12 protein-coding genes are annotated in these 14,621 nt (G+C 73.1%); 3 read left to right on the forward strand and 9 right to left on the reverse strand.

Going from position 1 to position 14,621, the window contains the following annotated elements:
• The 6 genes from J0670_RS12145 to hrcA all read right to left on the reverse strand — a co-directional run.
• A partial coding sequence (locus tag J0670_RS12145; protein WP_207811519.1) for a ribonuclease Z occupies nt 1-906 on the reverse strand: 906 nt, incomplete at its 3' end.
• Nucleotides 907-909: 3 nt separating this feature from the next.
• Nucleotides 910-1,263 carry a histidine triad nucleotide-binding protein gene (locus J0670_RS12150; protein WP_207811520.1) on the reverse strand — a complete coding sequence of 118 codons (354 nt, stop codon included), beginning with the start codon at nt 1,261-1,263 and terminating at the stop codon, nt 910-912.
• Between the two features lie 173 nt (nt 1,264-1,436).
• Nucleotides 1,437-4,715, reverse strand: a complete 3,279-nt coding sequence (locus J0670_RS12155; protein WP_307806493.1) for a S41 family peptidase — start codon at nt 4,713-4,715, stop codon at nt 1,437-1,439.
• Between the two features lie 86 nt (nt 4,716-4,801).
• Complete coding sequence (locus tag J0670_RS12160) at nt 4,802-5,551, reverse strand: 16S rRNA (uracil(1498)-N(3))-methyltransferase (RefSeq protein WP_207811521.1); 750 nt, start codon at nt 5,549-5,551, stop codon at nt 4,802-4,804.
• A gap of 77 nt (nt 5,552-5,628) precedes the next feature.
• On the reverse strand, nt 5,629-6,771 hold the full coding sequence (dnaJ, locus tag J0670_RS12165; RefSeq protein WP_207811522.1) for a molecular chaperone DnaJ: 1,143 nt from the start codon (nt 6,769-6,771) through the stop codon (nt 5,629-5,631).
• 71 nt (nt 6,772-6,842) lie between these two features.
• Nucleotides 6,843-7,877 carry a heat-inducible transcriptional repressor HrcA gene (gene hrcA / locus J0670_RS12170; protein WP_207811523.1) on the reverse strand — a complete coding sequence of 345 codons (1,035 nt, stop codon included), beginning with the start codon at nt 7,875-7,877 and terminating at the stop codon, nt 6,843-6,845.
• 267 nt (nt 7,878-8,144) lie between these two features.
• Between hrcA and htpX the strand changes: the two genes are divergently transcribed.
• From htpX to J0670_RS12185, 3 genes are all read left to right on the forward strand, one after another.
• Nucleotides 8,145-9,065 carry a zinc metalloprotease HtpX gene (htpX, locus tag J0670_RS12175; RefSeq protein WP_207811524.1) on the forward strand — a complete coding sequence of 307 codons (921 nt, stop codon included), beginning with the start codon at nt 8,145-8,147 and terminating at the stop codon, nt 9,063-9,065.
• Nucleotides 9,066-9,096: 31 nt separating this feature from the next.
• Complete coding sequence (locus J0670_RS12180; RefSeq protein WP_207811525.1) at nt 9,097-9,687, forward strand: hypothetical protein; 591 nt, start codon at nt 9,097-9,099, stop codon at nt 9,685-9,687.
• Between the two features lie 145 nt (nt 9,688-9,832).
• The gene (locus J0670_RS12185) at nt 9,833-10,666 is read left to right on the forward strand and encodes a DUF3097 domain-containing protein (protein WP_207811526.1); all 834 of its coding nucleotides are present in this window, start codon (nt 9,833-9,835) and stop codon (nt 10,664-10,666) included.
• Here the strand turns inward: J0670_RS12185 and J0670_RS12190 are convergent.
• Genes J0670_RS12190 through J0670_RS12200 form a run of 3 tightly spaced genes read right to left on the reverse strand, consistent with a single transcriptional unit; the run spans nt 10,657 to nt 14,465 of the window.
• The gene (locus J0670_RS12190) at nt 10,657-11,214 is read right to left on the reverse strand and encodes a Uma2 family endonuclease (protein ID WP_207811527.1); all 558 of its coding nucleotides are present in this window, start codon (nt 11,212-11,214) and stop codon (nt 10,657-10,659) included. The genes J0670_RS12185 and J0670_RS12190 overlap by 10 nt on opposite strands.
• A 40-nt stretch (nt 11,215-11,254) precedes the next feature.
• Complete coding sequence (hemW, locus tag J0670_RS12195; RefSeq protein WP_207811528.1) at nt 11,255-12,484, reverse strand: radical SAM family heme chaperone HemW; 1,230 nt, start codon at nt 12,482-12,484, stop codon at nt 11,255-11,257.
• A gap of 58 nt (nt 12,485-12,542) precedes the next feature.
• Nucleotides 12,543-14,465, reverse strand: coding sequence for a long-chain fatty acid--CoA ligase (locus J0670_RS12200; RefSeq protein WP_207811529.1), 1,923 nt, complete (start codon nt 14,463-14,465; stop codon nt 12,543-12,545).
• Nucleotides 14,466-14,621 lie beyond the last annotated feature (156 nt).

The following is a 14,621-nucleotide window of genomic DNA, read 5'->3' on the forward strand; positions in this document are numbered from 1 at the left end:
CGGGACGGGCACCCGGGCGAGGTCCTCGGCGAGCACCAGCTCCCCGTCGAAGTGCTTGCGGGCGTCGGCCAGGTGCTGGCCCAGGTCCGGGTAGCGCTGGGAGAAGTGGGTCAGCACCAGGGTGCGGACCCCGGCCTCGGCGGCGACCTTGGCCGCCTGGCCGGCGGTGAGGTGGCCGTGGTCGTCGGCGAGGTGGGCGTCGGCGTCGGTGAAGGTCGCCTCGACCACCAGCAGGTCGGCGCCCTCGGCGAGCCGGTGCACGCCCTCGCAGAGCCGGGTGTCCATCACGAAGGCGAACCGCTGGCCCGGCCGCGGCTCGCTGACCTCGTCCAGGGTGACCGTCCGGCCGTCCACCTCGATCGCGCCCTCGTGCTGGAGCCGGCCGACCGCCGGTCCGCGGACGCCGAGCGCGGCCAGCCGCTCGGGCAGCAGGCTGCGACCGTCCGGCTCGGTCAGCCGGTAGCCGAAGGACTCCACCGGGTGGTCCAGCCGGACGGCGTCCAGCGCGAAGCGGGCGCCGGGGGCGGGCAGCGGGCCCGGCTCGTCGATCGGCCGGGGCCGCAGCACGGCGGTCTCGTGGTACGCGGTGGCGTGCCGCAGCCGCTCGAAGTAGACCTCGCCGGAGGCCGGGAAGTAGACGTCCACCGGGTGCGGGACGCGGTCGAGGTTGATCCGCTGGATCACCCCGGCGAGGCCCAGGCAGTGGTCGCCGTGGAAGTGGGTCACGGCGATCCGGGTGATCTGGGTGGCCGAGACCCCGGCGTGCAGCATCTGCCGCTGGGTGCCCTCGCCGGGGTCGAACAGCAGGCCCTCGCCGTCCCAGCGGAGCAGGTAGCCGTTGTGGTTGCGGTGCCGGGTGGGCACCTGGCTGGCGGTGCCGAGGACGACGAGTTCGCGCTGGGACACGTGTCAGACCATGCGCTCGGTCATCGGGGCGCCACCGAGCACGTGCACGTGCGCGTGGAAGACCGTCTGCCCGGCGCCCGCACCGGTGTTGAAGATCAGCCGGTAGTCCTCGATGCCCTCGTCCCTGGCCACCGCGCCCGCCTCGGCGAGCAGCTCGCCGGCGATCTCCGGTTCGGCGGCGGCCAGCGCGGCGGCGTTCGGGTAGTGGACGTGCGGGATGACCAGGACGTGCACGGGGGCCTTGGGGGCGATGTCGCGGAAGGCGAGGACGCGCTCGGTCTTGCGCAGCACGGTCGCCGGGATCTCGCCCGCCACGATCTTGCAGAACAGGCAGTCGGACTGCGGCTCGCCGGCCATCGGCTTTCTCCTCTGGTTCGGGTCGGTTCACGGGTTCGCGGGGCGGTACTGGCGCAGCCTAGCCGAGCCGTGCGACCGGCCGCTGACGCTCCCGCAGCCGCCCGTGGCACAGCGGGCCGCGCCCGGAGCGGGCGGCCGGCCCCCGCCGGCCCCCGCTCCGGGCCCGCACGGCCTCAGGCCCAGGGCAGCGGCGGCGCCGAGCGGGCCGGGTTCTCTGCCAGGGCGGCGAGGGCGATCCGTACGCCCTCGGCGAGTTGCGGGTCCTCGCCGGCCGCCCAGTGGTGCGGGGCGATCGGCACCTCGACGTCCGGGTCGACGCCGTGGTTCTCCACGCCCCAGCCGTAGTTCTCCAGCCAGAACGCGTACTTGGGCTGGGTGACCAGGGTGCCGTCGACCAGCCGGTAGCGGCTGTCGATGCCGATCACCCCGCCCCAGGTGCGGGTGCCGACCACCGGTCCGATGCCGAGCGCCTGGATCGCGGCGTTGACGATGTCGCCGTCCGAGCCGGAGAGTTCGTTGGCGAGCGCGACCACCGGCCCGCGCGGGGCGTCCATCGGGTAGGGCACCGGGTGGTCGGTGTCCCGGATGACGTTCCAGCCGACGATCCGGCGGGCGAGCTTCTCGATCACCAGCTGCGAGGTGTGGCCGCCCCGGTTCTCCCGGACGTCGACGATCACGCCCTCCTTGGCCATCTCGGTGCTCAGGTCGCGGTGCAGCTGGGCCCAGCCGGCCGTCTGCATGTCGGGGATGTGCAGGTAGCCGAGCCGGCCGCCGGACAGCTCGCGCACCGCGGCCCGCCGCCCGGCCACCCAGTCGTGGTAGCGCAGCGGCTCCTCGTCGGCGAGCGGGACGACGACCGGGTTGCGCCGGTCGGTGCCGTCCTTGCCGACCACGGTCAGCTCGACCGGCTGCCCGGCGGTGCCGGCCAGCAGCGGGGCCGGGCCGGTCACCGGGTCCACCGGCCGGCCGTTGACGGCCAGGACGGCGTCGCCCGGCCGGATCGCGGCGCCGGGCGCGGCCAGCGGTGAGCGGGCCCTGGGGTCGGAGGACTCGCCGGGCAGGATCCGGGCGATCCGCCACCGCTCGCCGTCCTTGACCAGGTCGGCGCCGAGCAGGCCCTGGCGCCGGGCGGGCTCGGTGTACCGGCCGTACGGGAGCACGTAGGCGTGCGAGGTGCCGAGCTCGCCGTGCACCTCCCAGAGCAGGTCGACCAGTTCGTCGTGCGAGCCGATCCGCTCCACCAGCGGCCGGTAGCGCTCCAGCACCCCGGCCCAGTCGGTGCCGCCGAGGTCCGGGCGCCAGAAGTTGTCCCGCATCAGACGGCCGTTCTCGGCGTACATCTGCCGCCACTCGGCGGCCGGGTCGACGGTCACCCGCAGCCGGGCGAGGTCGACGGTGGTCTCCTCGTCCTCGCCGCCCGCCTTGTGGTCGGCCGGGACGATCCGCAGCTCGCCCTCGTCCAGCACGGCCACCCGGGAACCGTCCGCGCTGACCGCGAACCGGTCCACGCCGTGCACCAGCTGCTCGGCGCGGCGCTTCCTCAGGTCGAAGCGCTCCAGCACCGGACGCGGCCGCTCGTCGTCCAACGAGGCCGCCTCGTCGCCGAGTTCGCCCAGCAGCGGGACCCTGGTCCACAGCACGCCGTCCTTGGCGGCGCGCAGCGTCTCGAAACGGCCGCCCTCGACCGGGAACGGGATGATCCGGTCGGCGATGCCGTCCAGGTCCACCCTGGTCGTCGGCGCGGCGTCGGCCGCGGCCTCGTCGCCGTCCCTCCTCGGCTTCGGATCGTCCTCCTCGCCGCCGAGCGGGCGCCCGGCCCGCTGCGGCCCGAACGGGGACGGCGTGTCGGCGGCCAGCGTGATCAGGTACGGGCGGCAGCCGTTCGGGAAGGACAGGTCAAAGACGTGCGCGTCGTACACCGGGTCGAAGTTGCGCACCGACAGGAAGGCCAGGTAGCGGCCGTCCGCGGTGAAGGCGGGCGAGGTGTCGACGAAGCGCTGCTGGGTGACCTCGCTGACCGTGCGGGTCGCCAGGTCGGCCAGCACGATCTGGCGCAGCGAGTACGGGCCCATCCCGTGCACCGGGCGCGACCAGGCCAGCCAGGCCGAGTCCGGGCTGAACGCCAGCCCGGACGCCTCGCCGTCGGCGCTGCGCTCCAGCTCGTGCACGGCGCCGTCGGCCAGCGTGACCAGCAGCACCCGGCCGTCGTGCACGCCGAGCGCCGCCTGCTTGCCGTCCGGGGAGACCACCAGCGAGTTGACCCGGCCGAGCGGACCGGTGGCCAGCCGGCGGCGCTCGGCGTCGTGGACGGCGGGGGCGTACTCCAGCGCGTCCTCGCCCTCGGCGTCGGACACCCACAGCACGCCCTGGGCGCCGTCCTCGCCGGGCACCACCCGGGCCAGCCGGCCGCGCACGCCCGGCGTCTCGTCCAGCACCCGGGCCGGGCCCTCGCGGTGGGTCAGCCAGTGCACGCCGCCGCGCACCACCACGGCGCTGGCCCGGCCGGTGCGGTCGGGGGCGACGGACTCCAGCCAGTGCGCGGGGTGCACCGGGCGGGGACGGCGGCCGGTGCGCGGGCCGGCCAGCCGGATGTCCAGGCGGCGCGGCTCGGCGCCGTCCAGGTCGTCCAGCAGCCAGAGGTCGCCGGCCCGGTGGAACACCACCCGGGTGCCGTCGGTGGTGGCGTTGCGGGCGTAGAAGCCGTCCGGGTCGGTGGTGTGGCGGCGCAGGTCGGTGCCGTCCGGGCGGCTGGACCACAGCTCGGCGACGCCCTCGTGGTCGGACAGGAAGGCGATCCGGCCGCCTTGCTCCCCCTCCCCGGCCACCCACAGCGGCGAGTCGAGCTGCCCGTCCAACTCCTCGTGCACCCGGGCGAATTCGTCCCGGCCCAGCCACAACTTGCCCGCCCGGCCGCCCCGGTAGCGCTTCCACCAGGCCGGCTCGCGGTTGTTGGCGGTGGCCAGCAGCACCCTCCCCCCGCCTTCGGCCGGGGGGACCCCCATGCCGCCCGGCTCGAAGGCGAGCCCGCCGACCGGCCCGTACGGCAGCCGCACCGGCTCGCCGCCGTCCAGCGGCACGGCGTGCGCCCAGGTGCGGCGCAGGGTGGCCTCGCCGCCGGTGGTGGTGGCGATCGGACGGCCGTCGGCGGTCCAGCCCTGCACCCGGGTCTGGGCGCTGCCCCAGTGGGTGAGCCGCCGGGACGGCCCGCCGTCCACCGGCACCACGTGCACCTCGGGGGCGCCGTCCCGGGTCGAGGAGAACGCGATGTGCCGACCGTCCGGGGAGAACCGGGGGTGGTGGACCGGCAGGTGGTCGGCCGTCAGCCGCCACGCCCGGCCGCCCTCCAACGGGGCGAGCCAGAGGTCGTCCTCGGCGACGAAGGTGACCAGGCCGCCGTGCAGGTGGGGGTGGCGCAGGTAAGCGCCCGCGGAGGTGCTCAGGGAGTCCGTCACCCGGCCAGCGTAGGCAGGCGCGGGTACGGGCCGCTCCGTTTTCCGCAGACTCCGGCTTCCGTGAACTCCGGCCGGGCGGGCGGAGGTTACGACCAGCGGCCGGTGCGCCCCAGCAGCAGCGCCCCGGCGGCCACCCCGGCGGTGGAGGTGCGCAGCACCGAGGGGCCCAGCCGGTACGGCTTGGCGCCCGCCTCGGCGAAGGCGGCCAGCTCCTCCGGGGAGACCCCGCCCTCCGGCCCGACCACCAGCACGAGGTCCCCGGTCTCCGGCAGCCCGGCGTGCGCCAGCGGCTCGGCCCCCTCCTCGTGCAGCACGGCGGCGAACGCGGCCTGCGCCAGGACGGGCGCCAGCTGCCTGGTGGTCATCGGGTCGCGCACTTCGGGGAAGCGCAGCCGGCGGGACTGCTTGCCCGCCTCCCGGGCGGTGGCCCGCCACTTGGCGAGCGCCTTGGCGCCGCGCTCGCCCTTCCACTGGGTGATGCAGCGCGAGGCCGCCCAGGGGATCACCACGTCCACGCCGACCTCGGTCATGGTCTCCACGGCGAGCTCGCCGCGGTCGCCCTTGGGCAGCGCCTGGACGACGACGATCCGCGGCGCGGGCTCCGGCTCCCGGCGCACGGCGGCCACCGTGACGTCGATCGCGTCCTTGCCGAGCACCTCGGCGACCGTCCCGTCCACGCCGAGCCCCCGCCCGTCGGCCAGGGTCACCGCCTCGCCGGCCGTCAGCCGCTTCACCGCGGCCGCGTGCCGCCCCTCCGGCCCGTCGAGGCGCACCACCGACCCGGGCACGGCGGCGGCGATCCGATCGGTCTCGACGACGAAGACGGGCGCGGTCATGACGGAACCTCCAGGGGCGGGACGGAAAACACGGAAGAGGTGCCGGGGATCAGCCCCCGGCACCCCTTCGCGGACGGCTACCGGCCGTTGAACGCGTCCTTCAGACGCGAGAACAGGCCCTGCTGGCCCGGCGCGAACTGGCCGGACGGACGCTCCTCGCCGCGCAGCATCGCGAGCCGGCGCAGCAGCTCCTCCTGCTCGGCGTCGAGCTTGGTGGGCGTCTGCACCTCGACGTGCACTATCAGGTCGCCCCGGCCGCCCCCGCGCAGGTGGGTGATGCCCCTGCCGTGCAGCGGGATCGACTGGCCGGACTGGGTGCCGGGCCGGATGTCGACCTCCTCCGGCCCGTCCAGGGTCTGCAACGGCACCTGGGTCCCGAGGGCGGCGGCCGTCATCGGGATGGTGACGGTGCAGTGCAGGTCGTCCCCGCGCCGCTGGAACACGTTGTGGGTGGTCTCGGCGATCTCGACGTACAGGTCGCCGGCCGGGCCGCCGCCGGGGCCGACCTCGCCCTCGCCGGCCAGCTGGATCCGGGTGCCGTTGTCGACACCGGCCGGGATCTTGACGGTCAGGGTGCGGCGGGCGCGGACCCGGCCGTCGCCGGCGCACTCGGGGCACGGGGTCGGCACGACGGTGCCGAAGCCCTGGCACTGCGGGCAGGGGCGGGAGGTCATGACCTGGCCCAGGAAGGAACGGGTGACCTGGGAGACCTCGCCCTTGCCGCGGCACATGTCACAGGTCTGCGCGGAGGTGCCGGGGGCCGCGCCCTCGCCGTTGCAGGTGGTGCAGGTGACGGCGGTGTCGACCTGGAGCTCCTTGGTGGTGCCGAAGGCGGCCTCCTCCAGGGTGATCTCCAGCCGGATCATGGCGTCCTGGCCGCGCCGGGTGCGCGAGCGCGGGCCGCGCTGGCCGGCCGCGGCGCCGAAGAAGGCGTCCATGATGTCGGAGAAGCCGAAGCCCGCCGCGCCGGCGCCGAAGCCGCCCGCTCCGCCGCCGCCACCCGGCGACAGCGGGTCGCCGCCCAGGTCGTAGACCTGGCGCTTCTGCGGGTCGGAGAGCACCTCGTACGCGGCGTTGATCTCCTTGAACCGCTCCTGCGTCTTCGGGTCCGGGTTGACGTCCGGGTGCAGTTCGCGCGCCAGGCGCCGGAACGCCTTCTTGATCTCGTCCTGCCCCGCATCCCGTCGGACGCCGAGTACCGCGTAGTAGTCCGTGGCCACCAAATGCTCCGCTTGTTCCGCCTGTAGTAGTGCTGCGACTGGACGCCGTTAAAGGATTTAACGGCGGTTTGCTAGGACTCGGCCAGGATCTGACCCACGTACCGTGCCACCGCTCGCACCGCCCCCATTGTGCCCGGGTAGTCCATCCGGGTCGGACCGATCACACCCAGTTTGGCCACGCTCTCGTCGCCCGAACCGTAGCCGACCGACACCACCGAGGTGGAAATCAGCCCCTCGTAGGCGTTCTCCCGCCCGATCCGGACCGTCATCGCGGCGTCCGTGGTCTCACCCAGGAGGCGGAGCAGGATCACCTGCTCCTCCAGGGCCTCCAGCACCGGCTGGATGGTGAGCGGGAAGTCATGCCCGAAGCGGGTCAGGTTGGCCGTGCCGGCCAGCATGATCCGCTCCTCGTTCTGTTCGGCGAGCGCCTCGAACAGGGTCGCCAGGACCGTACTGACGGTCGGCCGGTCGGCCTGCTCGAAGGTCGCCGGCAGGTCCTCCAGCAGGCCCGGTACGTCCGGCAGCCGCTGGCCGGCGGCACGCGTGTTGATCCGCGCCCGCAGGTCGGCCAGGACCGTCTCTCCGACCGTGCCCGGGCAGTCGACCATCCGCTGCTCGACCCGGCCGGTGTTGGTGATCAGGACCAGCATCACCTTGGCCGGGGCGAGCGCCACCAGCTCGATGTGCCGGACGGTGGAGCGGGTCAGCGAGGGGTACTGCACCACCGCGACCTGCCGGGTCAGCTGGGCGAGCAGCCGCACCGTGCGGGCCACCACGTCGTCGAGGTCGACGGCGCCGTCCAGGAAGTGCCGGATCGCCCGGCGCTCCGGAGCGCTCATCGGCTTGATCTCGGCGAGCTTGTCGACGAAGAGGCGGTACCCCTTGTCGGTGGGGATGCGCCCGGCGCTGGTGTGCGGCTGGTGGATGTAGCCCTCCTCCTCCAGCGCCGCCATGTCGTTGCGCACCGTCGCCGGGGACACCCCGAGGTTGTGCCGCTCGACGAGGGCCTTGGAGCCGACCGGCTCCTCGGTGCCCACGTAGTCCTGGACGATCGCGCGCAGCACGGCGAGCTTGCGATCGTCCAGCTGGCGGACCTCACCGGCCATGGGGCACGCACCTCCGTCTTCGCACGTTGTCCGTCTGTGATGCTGCGGGCCGCTCCGGAAGGACCCCGGTCCTGGCACTCAACGCACACGAGTGCCAAAACCGTACCTGCCAGTGTAAGGCCCGGGTCCTACCGCAGGAACGGCCCGGCCGGGGTGATCCTGCCCGCACTCCCGGGCGGCCGTCCCGACACTCCCCGTGCGGGGGGTGGTGCTCCGGGGCCGTCCGGGTGGCAGCATCGGAAGCGACGGCGAATGGAGGAGCAAGCGATGTCGAGCTCGGGCCAGCACACCCGTTTCGCGCCCGACCGCGGCCTGACGAGCCGCATGGTCGCGACGATGTTCGTGATCGGGCTGCTGTACGTCGGTTTCACGGGCCTGCTGATCGCGCTGCTGCGCGGGGCCTGGCCGCTGATCGTGCTGATCTCCGGCGGGCTGTTCGTGGCCCAGTTCTGGTTCAGCGACAAGATCACCGAGCGGGCGATGGGCGCCCACGAGGTGAGCGAGGAGCAGTACCCGCAGCTGCACGGCACGATCGACCGGCTCTGCGCCCTGGCCGACATGCCCAAGCCCCGCGTGGCCGTCGCCGACAACGACATGCCCAACGCGTTCGCCACCGGCCGCAACCCGCAGAACGCGGTGGTGTGCGTCACCACCGGCCTGCTGCGCCGACTCGAACCGGAGGAGCTGGAGGGCGTCCTGGCGCACGAGCTGTCGCACGTCGCCCACCGGGACGTCGCGGTGATGACCATCGCCGGCTTCCTCGGCGTGCTCGCCGGGGCGATGACCCGGATCGCCATGTACGGCGGTTTCATGGGCGGCGGGCGCAACAACAACGACCAGAACGCGGCCATCGCGGCGCTGATCATCCCGCTGGTGTCGATCGTCGTCTACGCGATCAGCTTCCTGCTCACCCGGCTGCTCTCCCGCTACCGCGAGCTGGCCGCCGACCGGGCCGCCGCCCAGCTCACCGGCCGGCCGAGCGCCCTGGCCTCGGCCCTCACCAAGGTGACCGGGCAGATCGCGGCCATCCCCAGTGAGGACCTGCGCAAGTCGCAGCCGTACAACGCCTTCTACTTCGCCCCCGCGCTGAGCGCCCGGGAGACCGCAGCGCAGCTGTTCTCCACCCACCCGACGCTGGAGAAGCGGCTGGCGCAGCTCGCGAAGATCTCCGAGCAGCTCGGCCGCTGACCCCCGCCCCCTCTCTCACCGAAGGATCGCCGTGGGATTCCTGGACACCCTGTTCGGCCGCACCAAGCCGGTCAAGCCCGACCTCGACCAGCTGTTCGGCCTGCCGTCCGCCGCGCTCACCCTGGAGGCCGGGGCCGGGTTCCTGCCCACCGGGCTCGGCTCGGTCTGCTTCGCGGCCGTCGAGGGCGGCGCCTTCGTCCAGGTCGAGCAGCAGGTGCGGGCGCTGCTGGACGCCGACACCGAGCGCGGCGGCGTCCCGGTGGAGGCCTCCAAGGACGGCTACGGCTACTCCTGGCTGCTCGCCCGGCACCGACCCGAGGAGCTGCCGGAGCTGGTGAACGACCTGCACGCGGTCAACAGCGAGCTGGAGGCGAACGGCTTCGGGCCGCAGCTGCTCTGCTCGCTGGTCGGCTTCCGCAACACCGAGGGCCAGTCGCTGGCGCTGGTCTACCTCTACAAGCGCGGCACCTTCTACCCCTTCGCCCCGATGCCCGGCGGCGGGGAGAAGCGCAACAGCCCGCTGGAGCTCCAGGTCAACGCGATGCTGGGGAACGACCTGCGGCTGGAGAAGGACCTGTCCCGCTGGTTCCCGCTCTGGGGCGCTCCGGGCATGGAGGACTGAGGTGCTCGATGACGTCCGTGCACTGATCCCACCCCCCAGGATTCGTGATCGCCCCGTACTCTCCCACACGGTGCTCGCCGCCGGTTCCCGGCCCGGGGCGCGCCGGGCCCCTGACGGTCCGTTCGGATTACCTATAGTCACCTGCATGCGCAGCCGCCAGTACGGACCGGACCTCACCCCGCCGTGGAAGAAGCAGACCCCCGCCCCCGAGGTGCCCGCCGAGCGGGACCTGGTCGTCGAGGAGGCCGCCAGTGGCTTCTGCGGGGCGGTGGTGCGGTGCGAGAAGACCGCCGAGGGGTTCACCGTCACCCTGGAGGACCGTTTCGGCAAGCACCGGGTGTTCCCGATGGTCCCGCGCGGCTTCCTGCTGGAGGGCAGGGTCGTCACCCTGGTGCGCCCGACCGGGCCCGCGCCCGACCGTACGCCGGCCCGCACCGCCTCCGGCTCGATCGCCGTCCCGAACGCCCGCGCCCGGGTGGCCCGCGAGTCCCGCATCTACGTCGAGGGACGGCACGACGCCGAGCTGGTCGAGCGGGTCTGGGGCGACGACCTGCGGATCGAGGGCGTCGTCGTCGAGTACCTCCAGGGCATCGACGACCTGCCGGCGATCGTCGCCGACTTCGCCCCCGGCCCCGGCCGCCGCCTCGGCGTCCTGGTCGACCACCTGCTCCCCGGCACCAAGGAGCACCGCATCGCCGCCCAGGTCACCGGCGACTCCGTCCTGGTCGTCGGCCACCCCTACATCGACATCTGGCAGGCCGTGAAGCCCTCCAGCGTCGGCATCCCCGCCTGGCCCGCCGTCCCCCGCGGCGAGGACTGGAAGGAGGGCACCTGCCGCCGCCTCGGCTGGCCGGTGGACACCCCGGCGGCCTGGAAGCGCATCCTCTCGAAGGTGGACTCCTACAAGGACCTGGAGCCCGAACTCCTGGCGAAGGTGGAGGAGTTGATCGACTTCACGGCCCTGCCGGGTCAGGAGTAGGTCCGGAATCCCGACGTGTCGAGCGTGATGTCCAGCACGTCCAGCGGAATCGGCTCGCCGAACTTCGCGGTCCGCTCGACCGCATAGTCCGGCAGCCCGGAGGCGGCTGCCTGGCTCGGCTCGGTGAGCAGCACGCAGACGCCCTTGATCGGGTCGATGATCAGATAGGCAGGAATCCGCCCCTCCGCATAGAGTTCCCGCTTGGTCTGGTAGTCGCGCAACACGCTGGTCTTCGAGACCACCTCGACCACGAGGGTGACCGCAAGTGCGGGCAGCAGCCGACCGCTCTCCTCCGCCGCCCCGCGCTCAAACACGACCAGATCCGGCTGCGGCTCACTGGCATCACCGGGAAAGGCCACATCCTGAGTGGTCAAGGCATTCCACCGGGAGTACGGCGTCTGATGCTGGATGTCCCGGATGATGAGGTTGTGGACCATGTCCGGCCCGGCCATCATCACGATTTCCCCCCTGAGGAGCTCAGCCTTATAACCCTCCGGGACCTCAAGGTTCTCGAAGATCCCTATCACCCGGTCATCGACGGCGGTCATCCCACACTCCTCCTGACGGCTGATACCACGTTAACGACACTCAGTCGACCAGGTCACGCACCACCGCGTCCGCCAGCAGCCGCCCCTGGAGGGTCAGGGCGGCGCGGCCCTGCTCGTAGGGGGCCGGGGCGAGGAGGCCGTCGGCGAGGGCCCGGTCGGCGGCCCTGCGGCCGGTGGCGGTGAGGAGGTCGAGGGGGATGCCGTCGGCCAGGCGCAGTTCCAGGAGGATGCGCTCGACCCGGCGGTCCTCGTCCGACAGGACCTCGCGGCCCTGGGCGGGGGTGCGGCCCTCGGCGAGGGCCTGGGCGTAGGCGGCGGGGTGCTTGGCGTTCCACCAGCGGACGCCGCCGACGTGGCTGTGGGCGCCGGGGCCGGCGCCCCACCAGTCGGCTCCGGTCCAGTAGAGCTCGTTGTGGCGGCAGCGGCCCTCGGGGGTGGTGGCCCAGTTGGAGACCTCGTACCAGGAGTAACCGGCCGCGCTCAGCGCCCGCTCGGCGATCAGGTAGCGGTCGGCGTGCACGTCGTCGTCGATCATCGGCAGTTCGCCGCGCTTGACCCGGGCGGCGAGCCGGGTGCCGTCCTCGACGATCAGGGAGTACGCGGAGACGTGGTCCGGTCCGGCGCCGATCGCGGCGTCCAGGGAGGCCCGCCAGTCGTCGTCGGACTCGCCGGGGGTGCCGTAGATCAGGTCGAGGTTGACGTGCTCGAAGCCGGCCGCGCGGGCCTCGGCCACGCAGGCCTCGGGCCGCCCGGGGGTGTGGTGGCGGTCGAGCAGCCGCAGCACGTGCGGGCGGGCGCTCTGCATGCCGAAGGAGATCCGGTTGTAGCCGCCCTCGCGCAGCTCGGCCAGGTACGCCGGGTCGACGGACTCCGGGTTGGCCTCGGTGGTGACCTCGGCGTCCGGCGCGAGCCCGAACTCCTCGCGCAGCGCGGCGAGCATCTTCACCAGGTCGCGGGCCGGCAGCAGGGTGGGGGTGCCGCCGCCGAGGAAGACGGTCCGCACCGGCAGGTCGGCGGATCCCAGGACGCGCCGGGCCAGCCGGATCTCGGCGACCACGTTGTCCGCGTACGTCTCCTGCGAGGCGACTGCCCCGGAGGAGCGCAGTTCGGTGGCGGTGTAGGTGTTGAAGTCGCAGTAGCCGCAGCGGCTGGCGCAGTACGGCACGTGCAGGTAGAAACCGAACGGCCGTCGGCCCAGCCCGGTGAGGGCGTGCGCGGGCAGGGAACCGTCGGACGGCACCGGTTCGCCGTCGGGGAGTGCGGAGGGCATGAACCCATTGTCCCGTACGACCCACCCGAACCGGTGAGCCGTACGGAACGGGCCGGGATCAGGCCTCGTTGGCGCCCGCGTACATCGCGGTGACGGCGTCCGCGTACGTCCGCTCGACCACCGGGCGCTTGATCTTCAGGCTCGGGGTGAGCTCGCCGTGCTCGACGTCGAGGTCGCGCGGCAGCAGGTGGAACTTCTTGATCGTCTGCCAGCGCTGGAGATCGGCGTTGACCCGCTTGACGAAGCCCTCGATCAGCTGGTGCACGGCGGGCTCGGCGGCCAGCTCGGCGTAGGTCCTGTCGGCCAGGCCGTGCTCGGCGGCCCACGGCATCAGCACCGCCTCGTCCAGGCCGATCAGCGCGGTGCAGTAGTTGCGGCCGTTGCCGATCACCAGGATGTTGCTGACGAACGGGCAGACCGCCTTGAACTTGCCCTCGACCTCGCTGGGCGCCACGTACTTGCCGCCGGAGGTCTTGAACAGGTCCTTCTTGCGGTCGGTGATCCGCAGGAAGCCGTCCGGGCTCAGCTCGCCGATGTCCTCGGTGTGGAACCAGCCGTCCGGCTCCAGCACCTCGGCGGTCTTCTCCGGCAGGTTGTGGTAGCCGCGCATGACGCCGGGGCCGCGCAGCAGGATCTCGCCGTCCTCGGCGATCCGCACCTCGGTGCCGGGCAGCGGGCGGCCGACCGTGCCGATCCGCACGTCCTCCTTGCGGTTCACGCAGGAGCCGGCGCTGGTCTCGCTCAGCCCGTAGCCCTCCAGGATCGGCACCCCGGCGCCGAGGAAGAAGTAGCCGATCTCGGGGGCGAGCGCGGCACTGCCGGAGACCGCGCCGCGCAGCCGGCCGCCGAAGGCCGCCCGGATCTTCGCGTACACCAGCTTGTCGGCCAGCGCGTGCCGCAGCCGCAGGCCCAGCGGGGCGTTCTCGGTGCCGGTGGCGATCCGGCTCTCCTGGACCACCCGGGCGTGCTCGCGGGCGACCTTGGCGGCCCACATGAAGATCTTGTACTTGGCGCCGCCCTCGGCCCGGGCCCGGCCGGCGATGCCGTTGTAGACCTTCTCGAAGATCCGCGGCGCCGAGGCCATGACGGTCGGCCGGATGGCCGGCAGGTTGTGGATGATCCGGTCGACCCGACCGTCCACCGCCATCACGTGACCGGTGGCGATCTGCCCGGAGATCAGCGTCTTGCCGAAGACGTGCGACAGCGGCAGCCACATGAACTGGACGTCGTCCGGGCCGAGCAGGCCGCTGGCCTCCTGGGCCTTGCCCTCGTACGCCCAGCAGTCGTGCACCAGGCGCACGCCCTTGGGGCGGCCGGTGGTGCCGGAGGTGTAGATGAGGGTGGCCAGCTGCTCCTTGTCGAGCGCGGCCACGGCCTTCTCGACCGCGTCCGGGTTCCGCTCCAGGTACTCCGCGCCGCGCCGTTCCAGCTCGGCGAGGGTGATCAGGTCCAGGCCGGCCGTCTCCGGGGCCTCGGCGGGGGCGTCGAAGAGGATCACGGTGCGCAGCTCGGGCAGCTGCTCGATGTGCTCGACGGCCTTGGCCAGCTGTGCGGCGTTCTCGGCGAACATGGCCCGGGAGCCGGAGTTGGAGAGGATGAAGGCCGTCTCGTCCGCGTTGGTGCTCGGGTAGACCGTGGTGATGGCGGCGCCCGCGCACATGGCACCGAGATCGGTGAGGATCCATTCGAGCCGGGTGGAGGAGGCCAGCGCGACCCGGTCCTCGGGCCGGATGCCGAGCGCCATCAGGCCGGCGGCCACCGCCTTGACCCGCGCCGCGGTCTGCGCCCAGGTGAGCGAGCGCCACTGCTCGGCCCCCGGTGTGCCGTCCGCGGCGTGCTCGTCCAGCGGGGCCGGGTAGCGGTAGGCCTCGGCGTTCGGGGTGGCGGCGACGCGGTCGAGGAAGAGGTGGGCGACGGAGGCCGGACGCCCGGCGACGATGTCGGCACTACCGGAGTCGATCAGGGACTGCGCGGAACTCAACGAGGACCTCCGGGGGCGGGTGGCCGTCTGAGGGATTGTCGCGGCGCCCGTGGGGGCGGTCGCCGGGCCCCGGTTCACCGGAGCGGTACCGGCCAGTAACAAGGGCGCAGTCAGCAGCCTAGGGGGAAAACGGTCATTCCGTAAGGGGGAGGAACC

The sequence above is a fragment of the Streptomyces sp. FH025 genome (genome assembly GCF_017427025.1).
In the GTDB taxonomy this organism is placed as follows: domain Bacteria; phylum Actinomycetota; class Actinomycetes; order Streptomycetales; family Streptomycetaceae; genus Kitasatospora.